This window comes from Bordetella ansorpii (genome assembly GCF_900078705.1).
GTDB lineage: Bacteria > Pseudomonadota > Gammaproteobacteria > Burkholderiales > Burkholderiaceae_B > Bordetella > Bordetella ansorpii_A.
In genome coordinates, this window is record NZ_FKIF01000007.1 from 291,823 (window position 1) to 306,552 (window position 14,730).

Annotated in this window: 11 protein-coding genes; 7 read left to right on the forward strand and 4 right to left on the reverse strand. The window is 67.1% G+C overall.

Annotated elements, in window-relative coordinates:
- The first annotated feature begins 39 nt into the window (after nucleotides 1–39).
- A complete protein-coding gene (locus A6745_RS17045; protein ID WP_066129694.1) occupies nucleotides 40–234 on the forward strand; it encodes a putative motility protein in 195 nt (64 codons plus the stop codon).
- 37 nt (nucleotides 235–271) lie between these two features.
- Here A6745_RS17045 and A6745_RS17050 read toward each other — a convergent pair whose 3' ends face one another.
- From A6745_RS17050 to aceE, 4 genes are all read right to left on the reverse strand, one after another.
- Nucleotides 272–1,108 carry an EcsC family protein gene (locus tag A6745_RS17050; protein WP_066129697.1) on the reverse strand — a complete coding sequence of 279 codons (837 nt, stop codon included), beginning with the start codon at nucleotides 1,106–1,108 and terminating at the stop codon, nucleotides 272–274.
- Nucleotides 1,109–1,324: 216 nt separating this feature from the next.
- The gene (gene lpdA, locus A6745_RS17055; protein WP_066129703.1) at nucleotides 1,325–3,133 is read right to left on the reverse strand and encodes a dihydrolipoyl dehydrogenase; all 1,809 of its coding nucleotides are present in this window, start codon (nucleotides 3,131–3,133) and stop codon (nucleotides 1,325–1,327) included.
- A gap of 12 nt (nucleotides 3,134–3,145) precedes the next feature.
- Nucleotides 3,146–4,858: a dihydrolipoyllysine-residue acetyltransferase gene (aceF, locus tag A6745_RS17060; protein ID WP_066129708.1), complete on the reverse strand. Its 1,713-nt coding sequence runs from the start codon at nucleotides 4,856–4,858 to the stop codon at nucleotides 3,146–3,148.
- 10 nt (nucleotides 4,859–4,868) lie between these two features.
- Nucleotides 4,869–7,574 carry a pyruvate dehydrogenase (acetyl-transferring), homodimeric type gene (gene aceE, locus A6745_RS17065; RefSeq protein ID WP_066129711.1) on the reverse strand — a complete coding sequence of 902 codons (2,706 nt, stop codon included), beginning with the start codon at nucleotides 7,572–7,574 and terminating at the stop codon, nucleotides 4,869–4,871.
- 293 nt (nucleotides 7,575–7,867) lie between these two features.
- On the opposite strand from aceE, the gene A6745_RS17070 reads away from it, so the two are divergent.
- The 6 genes from A6745_RS17070 to A6745_RS17095 all read left to right on the forward strand — a co-directional run bounded on the left by A6745_RS17070 (nucleotide 7,868) and on the right by A6745_RS17095 (nucleotide 14,680).
- A complete protein-coding gene (locus A6745_RS17070; RefSeq protein ID WP_066129714.1) occupies nucleotides 7,868–9,619 on the forward strand; it encodes a PAS domain-containing sensor histidine kinase in 1,752 nt (583 codons plus the stop codon).
- Nucleotides 9,616–10,242 (forward strand): response regulator transcription factor, encoded by a 627-nt coding sequence (locus A6745_RS17075; protein WP_066129718.1) that lies wholly within the window; start codon nucleotides 9,616–9,618, stop codon nucleotides 10,240–10,242. Before A6745_RS17070 ends, A6745_RS17075 begins: the two co-directional genes overlap by 4 nt.
- A gap of 73 nt (nucleotides 10,243–10,315) precedes the next feature.
- Nucleotides 10,316–11,176, forward strand: a complete 861-nt coding sequence (gene folD, locus A6745_RS17080; protein WP_066129721.1) for a bifunctional methylenetetrahydrofolate dehydrogenase/methenyltetrahydrofolate cyclohydrolase FolD — start codon at nucleotides 10,316–10,318, stop codon at nucleotides 11,174–11,176.
- Nucleotides 11,177–11,358: 182 nt separating this feature from the next.
- Complete coding sequence (locus tag A6745_RS17085; protein ID WP_066129723.1) at nucleotides 11,359–13,434, forward strand: M3 family metallopeptidase; 2,076 nt, start codon at nucleotides 11,359–11,361, stop codon at nucleotides 13,432–13,434.
- Between the two features lie 188 nt (nucleotides 13,435–13,622).
- Nucleotides 13,623–14,237, forward strand: coding sequence for an SCO family protein (locus tag A6745_RS17090; RefSeq protein ID WP_066129729.1), 615 nt, complete (start codon nucleotides 13,623–13,625; stop codon nucleotides 14,235–14,237).
- A 191-nt stretch (nucleotides 14,238–14,428) separates the two neighbouring features.
- Entirely contained in the window at nucleotides 14,429–14,680 is a 252-nt protein-coding gene (locus A6745_RS17095; protein ID WP_066129731.1) for a GlsB/YeaQ/YmgE family stress response membrane protein, read from the forward strand.
- Nucleotides 14,681–14,730 lie beyond the last annotated feature (50 nt).

Below are 14,730 nucleotides of genomic sequence, written 5' to 3' on the forward strand. Positions count from 1 at the left end.
CGCGTACAATCGCCGTACCCACCTGACCAGAGGATTTCCATGGACGTCGACGTCAACAACGCCGTGTACAGCGCCGTTGCCCTGCGCAACGCGAATGCCCAGGAAAACGTGCAGGCCCTGCTGCTGAAGAAAGTGCTGAATTCGCAGGCCGACACCATCGCCACCCTGATGCAGTCCACCGCGCCCAAGGCCGTGGATGCCACGCTGGGCGGCACCATCGATACGCACGCCTGAACCCGCAGGGTGGCCCCGCAGCCGTCCATGCCTCGGGCTACCCTGCCGGCGAGCGCTTGCGGACGGCCTCGAACGCCTGCTTCACCGCCTCGAAGCCGTATTTCTTCTCCAACCGCTTCACGATGAAGTGCCCGCGCGCCATGTCCTGGTAGAAACCGGTGAACATGACGTTGATCGCCGCCCCACCCGCCGCGCCGATCAGCGGTATGGCCTGGGCCGCGGCCTTTTCGGTGACCACGACGCCGAAACGCGAGGCGACCTTCTTGATCAGCGCCGCCAGCCATGCGCCCGTGACCTTGCTCGTGGCCTCTTTCGACGTCATCGCGGCCAGCTCCTTGGCGATGAAGCCCACCGTTTCAGCCGTGAACACCCGCATCGCGTAATAGGTGGTCTCGGCCTGATCGTCCTGCTTGGTTTCGCCGCCGAGAGCGAACACCTCGATGCAGGCCTGCTTGGTCTCGATATCGGAGAGATCGAAGCCTTCGCTTCTGGCGACGTCGGCCACCGCGCGCATCAGGATGGTCGTCGAGACAGGCAACTCCATGGCCAGGCCGGTGAAGCCGAAGAAACCACCCACGCCTCCGGATGCCGCGGCATAAGCCTTGTTCCACCAGGGTGAGGCCTCTTGCGGCTTGTTGTTCAGGCTCCAGAGCGCGGCATCCGCTGCCTTGCTGAGCGCGCCTTCCACAAGCTTGTGCAGGTTCTTCTCCCAGCCGTCGGGCACATACTCGAGCAGCCTTTCCAATGGCTTGCCGACCATGGACGTGATCCGGGCGGTCAGCGTGGGAGACACCAGCAGCGCGACGGCCCGCTCCAGGTCGCGGTAGTCGGGCGTATCCGGCGCAAGGGACAGGACGGGAAGTGGATTCTGCATGATCGATCGGCTGCAAGGGCAATGGTCGAACGCCGACGGTAACGCAGATTCAAGACAGGCGCACGGCAATGGGAAATGCTCCCTCACCGCCTATCCAGCCTGCGCCCCCCGAGGTGGCGCTTTTCCTCCCGGGGCGGCCCAGAATGGAAAAAGGCAGGAAACCCGAGGATCTCCTGCCTTCTGCACGCTGCCGGCGCAAGCCGGTGATCGCGGCGATTACTTCTTGCGCATCGGCGGCAGGTCGGTGCAGACCCCCTCCGCCACTTCCGCCGCCATGCCCACCGACTCGCCCAGCGTGGGATGCGGGTGGATGGTCTTGGCGATGTCCACCACGTCGGCGCCCATTTCGACGGCCAGCGCGACTTCGCTGATCAGGTCGCCGGCATGCGTGCCGACGATGCCGCCACCCAGGATGCGGTGGGTGTCGGCGTCGAACAGCAGCTTGGTGAAGCCTTCGTCGCGGCCGTTGGCGATGGCGCGGCCCGACGCGGCCCACGGGAACACGCCCTTCTCGACCTTGATGCCCTGCTTCTTGGCTTCGTCCTCGGTCAGGCCGACCCAGGCCACTTCCGGATCGGTGTAGGCCACCGACGGAATGACGCGGACGTCGAAGAAGGACTTCTGGCCGGCAATCACTTCCGCCGCCACGTGGCCTTCATGCACGGCCTTGTGCGCCAGCATGGGCTGGCCCACGATGTCGCCGATGGCGTAGATGTGCGGCACGTTGGTGCGCATCTGGCGGTCGACTTCGATGAAGCCGCGCTCGGTCACGGCGACGCCGGCGCGGTCCGCGGCAATCTTCTTGCCGTTGGGGCTGCGGCCCACGGCCTGCAGCACCAGGTCGTAGCGCTGCGGCTCCTTGGGTGCGCCCTCGCCCTCGAAGCTGACGTAGATGCCGTCCTCGCGGGCCTCGGCGCCCACCGTCCTGGTCTTCAACATGATGTTGTCGAAGCGCCTGGTGTTCATCTTCTGCCAGACCTTGACCAGGTCGCGGTCGGCGCCCTGCATCAGGCCGTCCAGCATTTCCACCACGTCCAGGCGGGCGCCCAGGCTGGAATACACCGTGCCCATCTCCAGGCCGATGATGCCGCCGCCGATGATCAGCATCTTCTTGGGGATGCCGCGCAACAGCAGCGCGCCGGTGGAATCGACGATGCGGTCGTCCTGCGGCAGGAACGGCAGCTTCACCGACTGGCTGCCGGCGGCGATGATGGCGTTCTTGAAGCGGATGGTCTGCGTTTTGCCGTCGGCCGCCTTGACCGTCAGGTGGTGCGGGTCGGCGAACTCGCCCACGCCCGTGACCACGGTGACCTTGCGCGCCTTCGCCATGCCGGCCAGGCCGCCGGTCAGCTTGGCCACCACGCTGTCCTTGTAGCCGCGCAGCTTGTCCAGGTCAATCTTGGGCTCGCCGAAGCTGATGCCGTGGTCGGCCAGCGCGCGCGCCTCGTCCAGGATGGCGGCGTTGTGCAGCAGCGCCTTGGACGGGATGCAGCCCACGTTCAGGCACACGCCGCCCAGGGTGGCGTAACGTTCGACCAGGACGGTGGACAGGCCCAGGTCGGCGGCGCGGAACGCGGCCGAGTAGCCGCCAGGGCCCGCGCCCAACACCAGCACGTCGCATTCGATGTCGGCCGAACCGCTATAGCTGGCGGCGGCAGGCGCCGGCGCGGACGGCTTGGCGTCAGCCGCGGGCGCGGCCTTGGCGGCCGGCGCCGCTTCTTCCTGCTTGGCCGGCGCCGCAGCGGCGGCCTTGGCGCCGCCCGAAGCCTCGGCGGCCGAAGCGTCGCCCGCCTCGACCTCGACGACCACGGAGCCTTCGGCCACCTTGTCACCCACCTTGACCTTGACCGACTTGACCACGCCGCCCTGCGAGGCGGGTATCTCCATCGAAGCCTTGTCGGACTCGACCGTGATCAGGCTCTGCTCGGCCTTGATCGTGTCGCCCTCGGCCACCAGCACCTCGATGACTTCCACTTCCTTGAAGTCGCCGATGTCCGGAACCTTGATTTCCGTGAGTTTGCTCATGGTCTCTCCGGTTTACAGCGCGATGCGGCGGAAGTCGGCCAGCAACTGGCCCAGGTACGCGTTGAAGCGCGCGGCCGAGGCGCCGTCGATGACGCGGTGGTCATAGGACAGCGACAGCGGCAGGGTCAGGCGGGGCACGAACTGCTTGCCGTCCCACACCGGCTTCTGGGCCGAACGCGACAGGCCCAGGATGGCGACTTCGGGCGCGTTGATGATGGGAGTGAAGTGCGTGCCGCCGATGCCGCCCAGGGACGAGATCGAGAAGCAGCCGCCCTGCATGTCGGCGGGCGAGATCTTGCCGTCGCGGGCCTTCCTGGCCAGCTCGGAGGTTTCGCGCGCCAGGTCGAAGATGCCCTTCTTGTCGGCATCGCGCACCACCGGCACCACCAGCCCGTTGGGCGTATCGGCGGCGAAGCCGATGTGGAAGTACTGCTTGTAGACCAGCGTGTCGCCGTCCAGCGAGGCGTTGAACTCGGGGAACTTCTTCAGGGCCGCCACGACGGCCTTGATGACGAAGGCCAGCATGGTGACCTTCACGCCCGACTTCTCGTTCTCCTTGTTGAGCTGGACGCGCAGGGCCTCCAGGTCGGTGATGTCCGCCTCGTCGTTGTTGGTGACGTGCGGGATCATGACCCAGTTGCGGTGCAGGTTGGCGCCCGAGATCTTCTTGATGCGCGACAGCGGCTTGGCTTCGACCGGGCCGAACTTGGTGAAGTCGACCTTGGGCCACGGCAGCAGGCCCAGCGCGGCGCCGTCGGCCGAACCGCTGGCGGCGGCGGCCTGGCCCGCACCCGCGCCGGACGCCAGCGCCTGCTTCACGAAGCCGCGCACGTCGTCGGCGGTGATGCGGTTCTTCGCGCCCGTGCCCTGCACTCGGCTCAGGTTCACGCCCAGTTCGCGGGCGAACTTGCGCACCGACGGCGAGGCGTGCGGCAGCTTGTTCGGCGGCAGGCCGGCGTCTTCCAGTGCGGCGGCCAGCGCGGCGGCGGGAGCCGCCTTGGCCGGGGCGGCCGGCGCGGCGTCAGCCTTGGCCGGCGCCGGGGCGGCGGCCTGGGCCTTGGGCGCCTCGGCGGCGGCAGCCTGGGGCGCCGCCGGCTTGGCGCCGCCCCCCTGGCCTTCCACCACGACGATCACGGAACCCTTGGCGACCTTGTCGCCGACCTTGACCTTGATGGACTTGACCACGCCGCCTTGCGAGGCGGGGATCTCCATCGACGCCTTGTCCGACTCGACCGTGATCAGGCTCTGCTCGGCCTTGACCGTGTCGCCTTCGGCCACCAGCACCTCGATGACTTCCACTTCCTTGAAGTCGCCGATGTCCGGCACTTCGATCTCGACCGGGCCCGAGGCGCCGCCCGGGGATTCTTCCTGTGCCGGCGCGGCGGCGGGGGCCGCAGCCTTGGCCGGGGCTTCTTCCTTCTTGGCCTCGGCCGCCGGCGCGGCGGCAGGCCGGGCGTCGCCCGAGGCCTCGCCGGCCGAAGCGTCGGCCGACTCGACTTCGACGACCACGCTGCCTTCGGCCACCTTGTCGCCCACGTTCACCTTGATCGACTTCACCACCCCGCCCTGCGAGGCCGGGATTTCCATCGACGCCTTGTCCGACTCGACGGTGATCAGGCTCTGCTCGGCCTTGATCGTGTCGCCCACGGCCACCAGCACCTCGATGACTTCCACTTCCTTGAAGTCGCCGATGTCCGGAATCTTGATCTCAACGAGATTGCTCATCTGTCTACCCTCAGGCGTATTGCGGATTGGCTTTGGCGGGATTGATGCCGTACTTCTTGATGGCCTCGGCCACCTTGGCGGCCGGCACCTTGCCCTCGTCGGCCAGGGCGCGCAGCGCGGCCAGGACCACGAAGTGGCGATCGACCTCGAAGTGCTCGCGCAGCTTGCTGCGGAAGTCCGAGCGGCCGAAGCCGTCGGTGCCCAGCACGCGGTAGGCGCGGCCAGCCGGCACGAACGGACGGATCTGGTCGGCGAACAGCTTCATGTAGTCGGTCGACGCGATGATCGGGCCTTCCGTGCCCTGCAACTGCTGCGTGACGTACGGCACCTGCGTTTCGCCCTCGGGGTTCAGCAGGTTGTGGCGGTCGGCGTCCAGGCCGTTGCGGCGCAGCTCGGTGAAGCTGGTGACGCTCCAGATGTCGGATGCGATGCCCCAGTCGGCTTCCAGCAATTCCTGGGCAGCCATGACTTCGCGCAGGATGGTGCCCGAGCCCATGAGCTGCACGCGGGTATTGCCCGAGCCGTGCGACTTCAGCTTGTACATGCCGCGGATGATGCCTTCCTCGTCGCCGGCGGTCAGGCCCGGCTGCGGGTAGTTCTCGTTCATCACGGTCAGGTAGTAGTACACGTTCTCCTGGTCCTCGACCATGCGCTTCAAGCCGTGCTGGACGATGACGGCCAGTTCGTGCGCGAAGGTCGGGTCGTAGGAGACGCAGTTCGGGATGGTCGAGGCCAGCAGGTGGCTGTGGCCGTCCTCATGCTGCAGGCCCTCGCCGTTGAGCGTCGTGCGCCCGGCGGTGCCGCCCAGCAGGAAGCCGCGCGCCTGCATGTCGCCGGCCGCCCAGGCCAGGTCGCCGATGCGCTGGAAGCCGAACATCGAGTAGTAGATGAAGAACGGGATCATCACGCGGTTGTTCGTGGAGTACGACGTGGCCGCCGCGATCCACGAGCTCATCGCGCCCGCCTCGTTGATGCCCTCCTGCAGCAGTTGGCCGTCGGCGGCTTCCTTGTAGTACATGACCTGGTCTTTATCGACCGGGATGTACTTCTGGCCTTCCGGCGCGTAGATGCCGATCTGGCGGAACAGGCCTTCCATGCCGAAGGTGCGCGATTCGTCGGCCAGGATGGGCACGACGCGCGGACCGATCTGCTTGTCGCGCAGGATGGTGTTCAGCACGCGCACGAAGGCTTGCGTGGTCGAGATCTCGCGGCCTTCGGCGGTGGGCTCCAGCGTGGCCTTGAAGGCGTCCAGCGCCGGCACCTTGAGTTGCTCGTCGGCCTTGACGCGACGCTTGGGCAGGTAGCCGCCCAGGGCCTTGCGGCGCTCGTGCAGGTACTTCATTTCGGGCGAATCCTCGGCCGGCTTGAAGTACGGCAGCTTCTCGAGCTGGTCGTCGGGGATCGGGATGGCGAAGCGGTCGCGGAATTCGCGGATCGATTCCAGTTCCAGCTTCTTCTGCTGGTGGGTCGGGTTCTTGGCCTGGCCCACCTGGCCCATGCCGTAGCCCTTGATGGTCTTGGCGAGAATGACGGTCGGCTGGCCGGTGGTGTTGGCGGCCGCGTCGAAGGCGGCGAACACCTTGTGGGGATCGTGGCCGCCACGGTTCAGGCGCCAGATGTCCTCGTCGCTCATGCGCGAGACGGCTTCGAGCAGCTTGGGATGCTTGCCGAAGAAGTGTTCGCGCACGAACTTGCCGTCATTGGCCTTGTACGCCTGGTACTCGCCGTCGACGGTCTCTTCCATGATCTTGCGCAGGATGCCTTCCTTGTCGTGCGCAAGCAGCGGATCCCAGTAGCCGCCCCAGATCAGCTTGATGACGTTCCAGCCCGAACCGCGGAAGTCGCCTTCCAGTTCCTGGATGATCTTGCCGTTGCCGCGCACCGGGCCATCGAGGCGCTGCAGGTTGCAGTTGATGACGAAGATCAGGTTGTCGAGCTTTTCGCGGGCCGCCAGGGCGATCGCGCCCAGCGACTCGGGTTCGTCCATTTCGCCGTCGCCGCAGAACACCCAGACCTTGCGGTTGCTGGTGTCGGCGATGCCCCGGGCGTGCAGGTACTTCAGGAAGCGGGCCTGGTAGATGGCCATCAGGGGGCCGAGGCCCATCGACACCGTGGGGAACTGCCAGAATTCCGGCATCAGCTTCGGGTGCGGGTAGGACGACAGGCCCTTGCCGTCGACTTCCTGGCGGAAGTGGTCGAGCTGCTCTTCGGTCAGGCGGCCTTCGAGGTAGGCGCGGCCATACATGCCGGGCGAGGTGTGGCCCTGGAAGTAGACGAGGTCGCCGCCGTGGTTTTCGCTTTCGGCATGCCAGAAGTGGTTCTGGCCGCAACCGATCATGGTGGCCAGCGAGGCGAACGAGGCGATGTGGCCGCCCAGGTCGCCGCCATCGGGCGGGTTGTGCTTGTTGGCCTTGACCACCATGGCCATGGCGTTCCAGCGCACGTACGAGCGGATGCGGGCTTCCAGTTCCAGGTTGCCCGGGTGCGCGGGCTGCAGCGCTTCCGGAATGGTGTTCAGGTAGGCCGTGTTGGGCGAGAACGGAATGTGGGCGCCCGAACGGCGCGCCAGGTCGACCAGGCGTTCCAGCAGAAAATGCGCGCGCTCAGGGCCTTCGCGATCCAGCACGGCCGAAAGCGCTTCCAGCCATTCCTGGGTTTCGAGGGTATCGTCGTCGTTGGCGGCGGCTAGCGCGCCGGCCTGGGCGTTAGAGGACATCTGCTGTCTCCTGGTAGGGGTTCGGAGCCCGTCCCGGCAGGTAGACCAGGACGCGCGGCGTTCACTTCGGACAGGAGAGCGCGCACCGTGCGATACACGAACAGCGTCCTGCCTCGGACTTGCCGAAAAACGGCATTCTAGGAAGAAGACTACCCTGTCGCAAGGAAAATTTCATGTTGCGGTACGGCATTTCATAATATGGAATTTCGGTAAATACCTGCGGCAATCACATGCCCTGCACGGGGACGCTTGCGCGAACCCGCACTAAAATGCCGCATCAACGCTAAGAATTCATGTCCAGCGCAAAATCCAATATCCCGGTGTCGTTCCACGACCATGCCCGCCTTCGCCGGCGCGGCCTGTACTGGCTTACGCCCGTGCTCGTGCTCATCTCGTACCTGTGCGTGATGGGGGTCTTCTTCTGGCTGCAGCGCATCCACGACGACAGCGTCATGTTCGTCACCATCGACCAGGAGCTGCGCCAGCAGCGCCTGATCTGGGTGGTGCTGGCCCTGTCGGGCGTCATCATCATCAGTTTGCTGATGTTGTGGCGCTATACGGGTTTTCGTTCCGAGGCCGAGGCCGCGCTGATCGCCGAGACGGGTTTCCGGCGCGCCATGGAGAACTCCATGTCCACCGGCATGCGCGTGATCGACATGGAGGGCCGCATCGCCTACGTGAACCCGGCCTTCTGCCGCATGATCGGCTGGAACGAGGCCGACCTGATCGGCCGCAGCCCGCCCTTCCCGTACTGGGTGCCCGGCCGCCATGAACAGCACCAGCACACCCTGGACGTGCTGCTGTCCGGCAAGACGCCCAGCAGCGGCCTGGAGGTCGAGGCCCAGCGCCGCGACGGCTCGCGCTTCACCTCGCGCATGTACGTGTCGCCGCTGCTCGACCCCAACGGCAACCAGATCGGCTGGATGACCTCCATGACCGACATCACCGAATCCAAGCGCATCCGCGAGGCCCTGACCGCCGCGCACGAGCGTTTCATGACGGTGCTCGAAGGCCTGGACGACGCCATCTCGGTCACGGCCGACACCCACGACGGGCTGGAGCTGCTGTTCGCCAACCGCACCTACCGCCGGGTGTTCGGCGCGCAGACCGGCGGCCACGACGAGCTGCTGGCCGGCCGCCGCGGCCGCTTCACCGACGAATCGGTCGAGGTCTTCTCGCCCTCGGTGCAGCGCTGGTTCGAGGTGCACCACCGCATGCTGGCGTGGACCGACGGGCGCCGCGTGCGCATGCAGGTGGCGCGCGACATCACCGAGCGCCGCACCCACGAAGAAGCCTCGCGCGTGCAGCAGGAGAAGATCCAGCTGACCAGCCGCCTGACCACCATGGGCGAGATGGCGTCGTCGCTGGCGCACGAGCTGAACCAGCCGCTCACCGCCATCGCCAACTACAGCATGGGCGCGGTGGCGCTGGTCAAGGCCGGCCATACCAGCCCCAACATGCTGCTGCCGGCGCTGGAGAAGGCCGCCTCGCAGGCCGAGCGCGCCGGCAAGATCATCAGCCGCATCCGCGAATTCGTGAAGCGCAGCGAGCCGCGCCGCCAGCGCGTGGCCATCCGCGGCATCGTCGACAACGCCATCGGCTTCGCCGAGATCGACGCGCGCAAGCGCCGCATCCGCATCGACAGCTTCGTGCCGTCCAACGCGCCGGAAGTGCTGGCCGACCCCATTCTCATCGAGCAGGTGCTGCTGAACCTGCTGAAGAATGGCCTGGAGGCCATGGAGCGCAGCGACTCCGACGAACTGAAGGTCGCCGTCATCCTGCACGAACAGCACATCGAGGTCGCCGTGGTCGACCGCGGCCACGGCTTGGCCGAGCCCGAGCGCCTGTTCGAACCCTTCTTCAGCACCAAGTCCCAGGGCCTGGGCATGGGGCTGAACATTTGCCGTACCATTATCGAGTCGCATCACGGTCGCCTGTGGGCCGACCCGAATCCGGCGGGGGGCACCATTTTCCGGTTCACCCTGCCCTGCGCCGCGCCGCAAACGCAAACGCCCAATGAACAGTCCGAGGAGTTGCACGCATGAACACGCCCCACCTGTCCAGCACGGTCTTCATCGTTGATGACGACGAAGCCGTTCGCGATTCGCTGCGCTGGCTCCTGGAAGCCAACGGCTATCGCGTGCGCGCCTACGCCAGCGCCGAGACCTTCCTGGACGAGTACGATGCGTCCCAGGTGGGCGTGCTGATCGCCGACGTGCGCATGCCCGGCATGAGCGGCCTGGAACTGCAGGAGCAGCTGATCGCGCGCAACGCGCCGCTGCCCATCGTCTTCATCACCGGCCACGGCGACGTGCCCATGGCCGTGTCCACCATGAAGAAAGGCGCCATCGATTTCCTGGAAAAGCCCTTCAACGAGGCCGACCTGCGCGAAATCGTCGCCCGCATGCTCGAACAGGCCGTCCAGCGCGTCAGCAAGTTCCAGGCGCAGAAAGACCACGAAGCCATGCTCGCCCGCCTGACGGCGCGCGAGCAGCAGGTGCTCGAACGCATCGTCGCCGGCCGCCTGAACAAGCAGATCGCCGACGATCTCGGCATCAGCATCAAGACCGTCGAGGCGCACCGCGCCAATATCATGGAAAAACTGGAAGTCACCACCGTGGCCGACCTGATGAAGGTGGCCCTTGCAAAACCGGAGGCACATGCATGACTTTGAGCCCGCAGGGCCGCCCCAAGGGCCAAATCCCCCCCGGGGGAACGGCGCGCAGCGCCATGGGGGCAATATGACCGCACGCATCATCGATGGCAACGCGCTGTCCGCACGCATCCGCGAAGATGTCGCGGAACGTGCCCAGAAACTGACCGGACGCGGCGTTCGGCCCGGCTTGGCCGTCGTGCTGGTGGGCGAAGACCCTGCCTCGCAAGTGTATGTCCGCAACAAGGTCGCGGCCTGCGAGAAGGCCGGCCTGTACTCCATCAAGGAGCAGTACCCGGCCCACATCACCGAGGCCGAGCTGCTGTCGCACATCGCGCGCCTGAACCAGGACCCGGCCATCCACGGCATCCTGGTGCAACTGCCGCTGCCCAAGCACATCGATTCGCACAAGGTCATCGAGGCCATCGCCGCCGAGAAGGACGTGGACGGCTTCCACATCAGCAACGCCGGCCTGCTCATGACCGGCCAGCCGCTGTTCCGTCCCTGCACGCCGTACGGCGTGATGAAGATGCTGGAATCCGAGGGCGTGCCGCTGCGCGGCGCGGAAGCCGTCGTGGTCGGCGCCAGCAACATCGTGGGCAAGCCCATGGCCATGCTGCTGCTGCAGGCTGGCGCCACCGTCACGCTGTGCAACTCCAAGACGCGCGACCTGGGTGCGCAGACGCGCCGCGCCGACGTGCTGGTGGTGGCCACCGGCCGTCCCCGCATGGTCGACGGCGGCATGGTCAAGCCGGGCGCCGTGGTCATCGACGTGGGCATCAACCGCGGCGAAGACGGCAAGCTGTGCGGCGACGTCGATTTCGCCTCCGCCAGCCAGGTGGCCGGCGCCATCACTCCCGTGCCGGGCGGCGTGGGCCCCATGACCATCGCCATGCTGCTGGTCAACACGATCGAGGCGGCCGAGCGCGCCGCCGGCGCGACCGCTTAGGCGCGCCGCCGCCTGTCTTTGCCTGGGGGAGGCGGACGCATCCATGCGCCGCCGCCCTTGTCACTGGGATCGCAGCAAAGCATTATCGTGGACGACCCGCCCGCCTGGCCGGGCTTGCGTTATGCACATGCGTCCCCATCTAGCCCGAATATTCCAGCCCTATTTCCTGCGCCGAGGCCGCGATGACTTCCAATCCCCTGCTCGCTCCTGTTTCCGACCTGGTCGACTACGCCAGCGTCAAGCCCGCGCACATCGAACCGGCGGTCGATGAACTGCTGGAGATCGCCCGCCAGGCCGTGGACCAGGCCGCCTCGCCCGACCTGCCCGCCACCTGGGAGGCCGTGGTCGAGCCGCTGGACACCGCCACCGAGCGCCTGTGGCGCGCCTGGTCGGTGGCCGGTCACCTGAACGCCGTGGTCAACACGCCCGAACTGCGCGAGGTCTACAACGCCGCGCTGCCCAAGGTCACCGAATTCTCCACCTGGGTCGGCCTGCACGAAGGCCTGTACCGCCAGTACCAGCGCCTGCAGGCGGCCGCCGATTTCGCCTCGTGGCCACCCGTGCGCCGCCGCATCGTCGAACTGGCCCTGCGCGACTTCCGCCTGAGCGGCGTCGAACTGCAGGGCGAGGCCCGCGAGCGCTACGCCCAGAATTCCGAGCGCGAAGCGCAGGTGTCGCAGAAGTTTTCCGAGAACGTGCTGGATGCGGTCGACGCCTGGTCCATCCTCATCGAGGACGAGGCCCGCCTGGCCGGCCTGCCCGCCGACGTGCTGGACGCCGCCCGCCAGGCTGCCGAGGCCGAAGGCAAGCCGGGCTGGATGCTGACCCTGAAGATGCCGTGCTACCTGCCGGTGATGCAGTATGCGCGCGATCGCGAACTGCGCGCCACGCTGTACCGCGCCTACGGCACGGTGGCCTCCGAGCACGGCACGCCCGAGCTGGACAACTCGCCGCTGATCGAAGAACTGCTGTCCCTGCGCGCCGAGGAAGCCTCGCTGCTGGGCTACGGCCATTTCGCCGCGCTGCGCCTGCAGACCCGCATGGCGCGCAGCGCGGAGGAAGTCACGGCCTTCCTGCGCGACCTGGCCGCCCGCGCCAAGCCCTACGCGCAGCGCGACCTGGCCGAACTGCGCGCGTACGCCGCCGCCGAACTGGGCATGACCGACCTGCAGCCCTGGGACGTGCCTTTCGCGTCCGAGCGCCTGCGCGAGTCGCGCTACGCCTATTCCGAGGACGAGATCAAGCAGTACTTCACCGAGCCGCGCGTGCTGTCGGGCCTGTACCAGGTCATCGAGACGCTGTTCGACGTGCGGCTGCGCGAAGTGCCCGTGTCGTCCTGGCATGCCGACGTGCGTGGCGTGCGTGTCGAAACCCCGTCGGGCGACCTGGTCGGCCATCTGTACCTCGACCTGTACGCCCGTGCCGGCAAGCAAAGCGGCGCCTGGGTCGACAGCGAACGCACCCGCCGCCTGACGGCCGGCCGCCTGCAGACGCCCGTGGCCTACCTTACCTGCAATTTCGCCCGCCCCAACGGCGGCAAGGCCGCGCTTTTGACGCACGACGACGTCATCACGCTGTTCCATGAAACCGGCCACGCCCTGCACGCGCTGCTGTCCGAAGTGGACGAGCCCGGCGCCGCCGCGTTCTCCAGCGTCGAATGGGACGCCATCGAACTGCCCTCGCAGTTCATGGAGAACTTCTGCTGGGAATGGTCAGTGGTGCAGCAACTGTCGGCCCACGTGGACAGCGGCCAGCCGCTGCCGCGCGACCTGTACGACCGCCTGCTGGCCGCCCGCAACTATCAAAGCGGCATGCAGACGGTGCGCCAGATCGAGTTCGCGCTGTTCGACATGCTGCTGCATGCGCGGGCCCAGGCCACGCCCATCGCCGGCGTGCTGCAACTGCTGCGGGAAGTACGCCAGGAGGTGGCCGTGCTGTTCCCGCCCGAGTGGCATCGCCTGCCGCACGCCTTCTCGCACCTGTTCGCGGGCGGCTACGGCGCGGGCTACTACAGCTACAAGTGGGCGGAAGTGCTGTCGGCGGATGCCTATGCGGCATTCGAGGAGGCCGCGGCCAAGGCCGCCGGCCCCGGCACGCTCGACCCGGCCACGGGCGAGCGCTTCAAGCGCGAGATCCTGGCGGTCGGCGGCGCGCGTCCCGCCGCGGACTCGTTCCGCGCCTTCCGCGGCCGCGAGCCGAGCATCGATGCGCTGCTGCGGCATAGCGGGATGGCGGCGGAGGCTGCCGCAGCGGCGTAGCGGGCACCGATCGGCCACAGAACCTTGCATGCCGATGGTCAGCAGGTCGGATCATAGGGATTCGGGTGAATGAGGATCACGCGGTGCCGGCGCGTCAAGCAGACGGATTTACGCCGAGCGGTAGAATCGGGGCTTGCCCGACAATAACGACAACGCCGCGTCCACGGGCGCGGTGGCGAGACACCATCATGCCGCTTTCCTCTTGCGCCCGTGCGTGGCGCGCCCTGCTGCTGGGCCTGTGCGTGCTGCTGGCCGCGTGCAGCGAACGCTCGGCCGACTGGTCGCTGTACAACGTGCGGGGACATCTGCCCGACCTGAAGTTCGCGCTGTCCGGCGCGGGCGGCAAGACCGTCACCAGCGAATCGTTGCGCGGCAAGACGGTGTTGCTGTTCTTCGGCTACGCCAGTTGTCCCGACATCTGTCCCACCACCATGGCGCAACTGAGCAACGTGCTGCAGCAACTGGGCGACCAGGCCGGCCAGGTGCGCATCGTGTTCGTCAGCGTGGACCCGCACCGCGATACGCCTGACATGCTGCAGGCCTATGTGGATGCGTTCAACAGGCAGGCCATCGGCGTCACCGGCACCGAGAAGCAGATCGCCGACCTGGCACGGCGCTACCGCGTGGCCTATCAGATCGAGAAACCCCGGCCGGGCGACGGCGCGGACGTGTACGACGTGACGCACAGCCGCGGCGTGTACATCTTCGACGGGCAGGGCCGAGCCCGGCTGCTGGCATCGGACACCGACACCACCGCCGCGATGGTGCACGACCTGAAGCGCTTGCTGGCCATGGCCGGCTGAGGTGGATTCCGGAACGGCGCAGCCGTTGCCGCATCGGACAGCCTCCGACCGGGCCGCCCGCTCGCGCCCACTCACACGGACATGACAATCCGGTCTTTGTACCCGACCGGCACGCGTTGTTACAGCTTCCGGAGAAACCCCGTGGGTATCATGCCAGCCACGATTCCCCCCTCTAGGAAAGGAGTACCCGCATGGGCTTCATCATCATGATCATCGTCGGTTTCATCGTGGGGTTGATCGCCCGCGCCATCATGCCGGGCAGGCAGAGCATGGGCTTCATCCTGACCACGATCCTGGGTATCGTGGGCTCGGTCGTGGCCGGCTTCCTGGGCCAGTCCCTGGGCTGGTACGCGCCGGGCGAACCGGCCGGCTGGATCGCCTCGGTGATCGGCGCGATCATCGTGCTGTTCGTGGTGGGCCTGTTCACCAAGAACCGGGGTTGATACCCCACGGTACGGCGCGCCTCGCGCCGTACCGAAAAATGCCGGCAGCC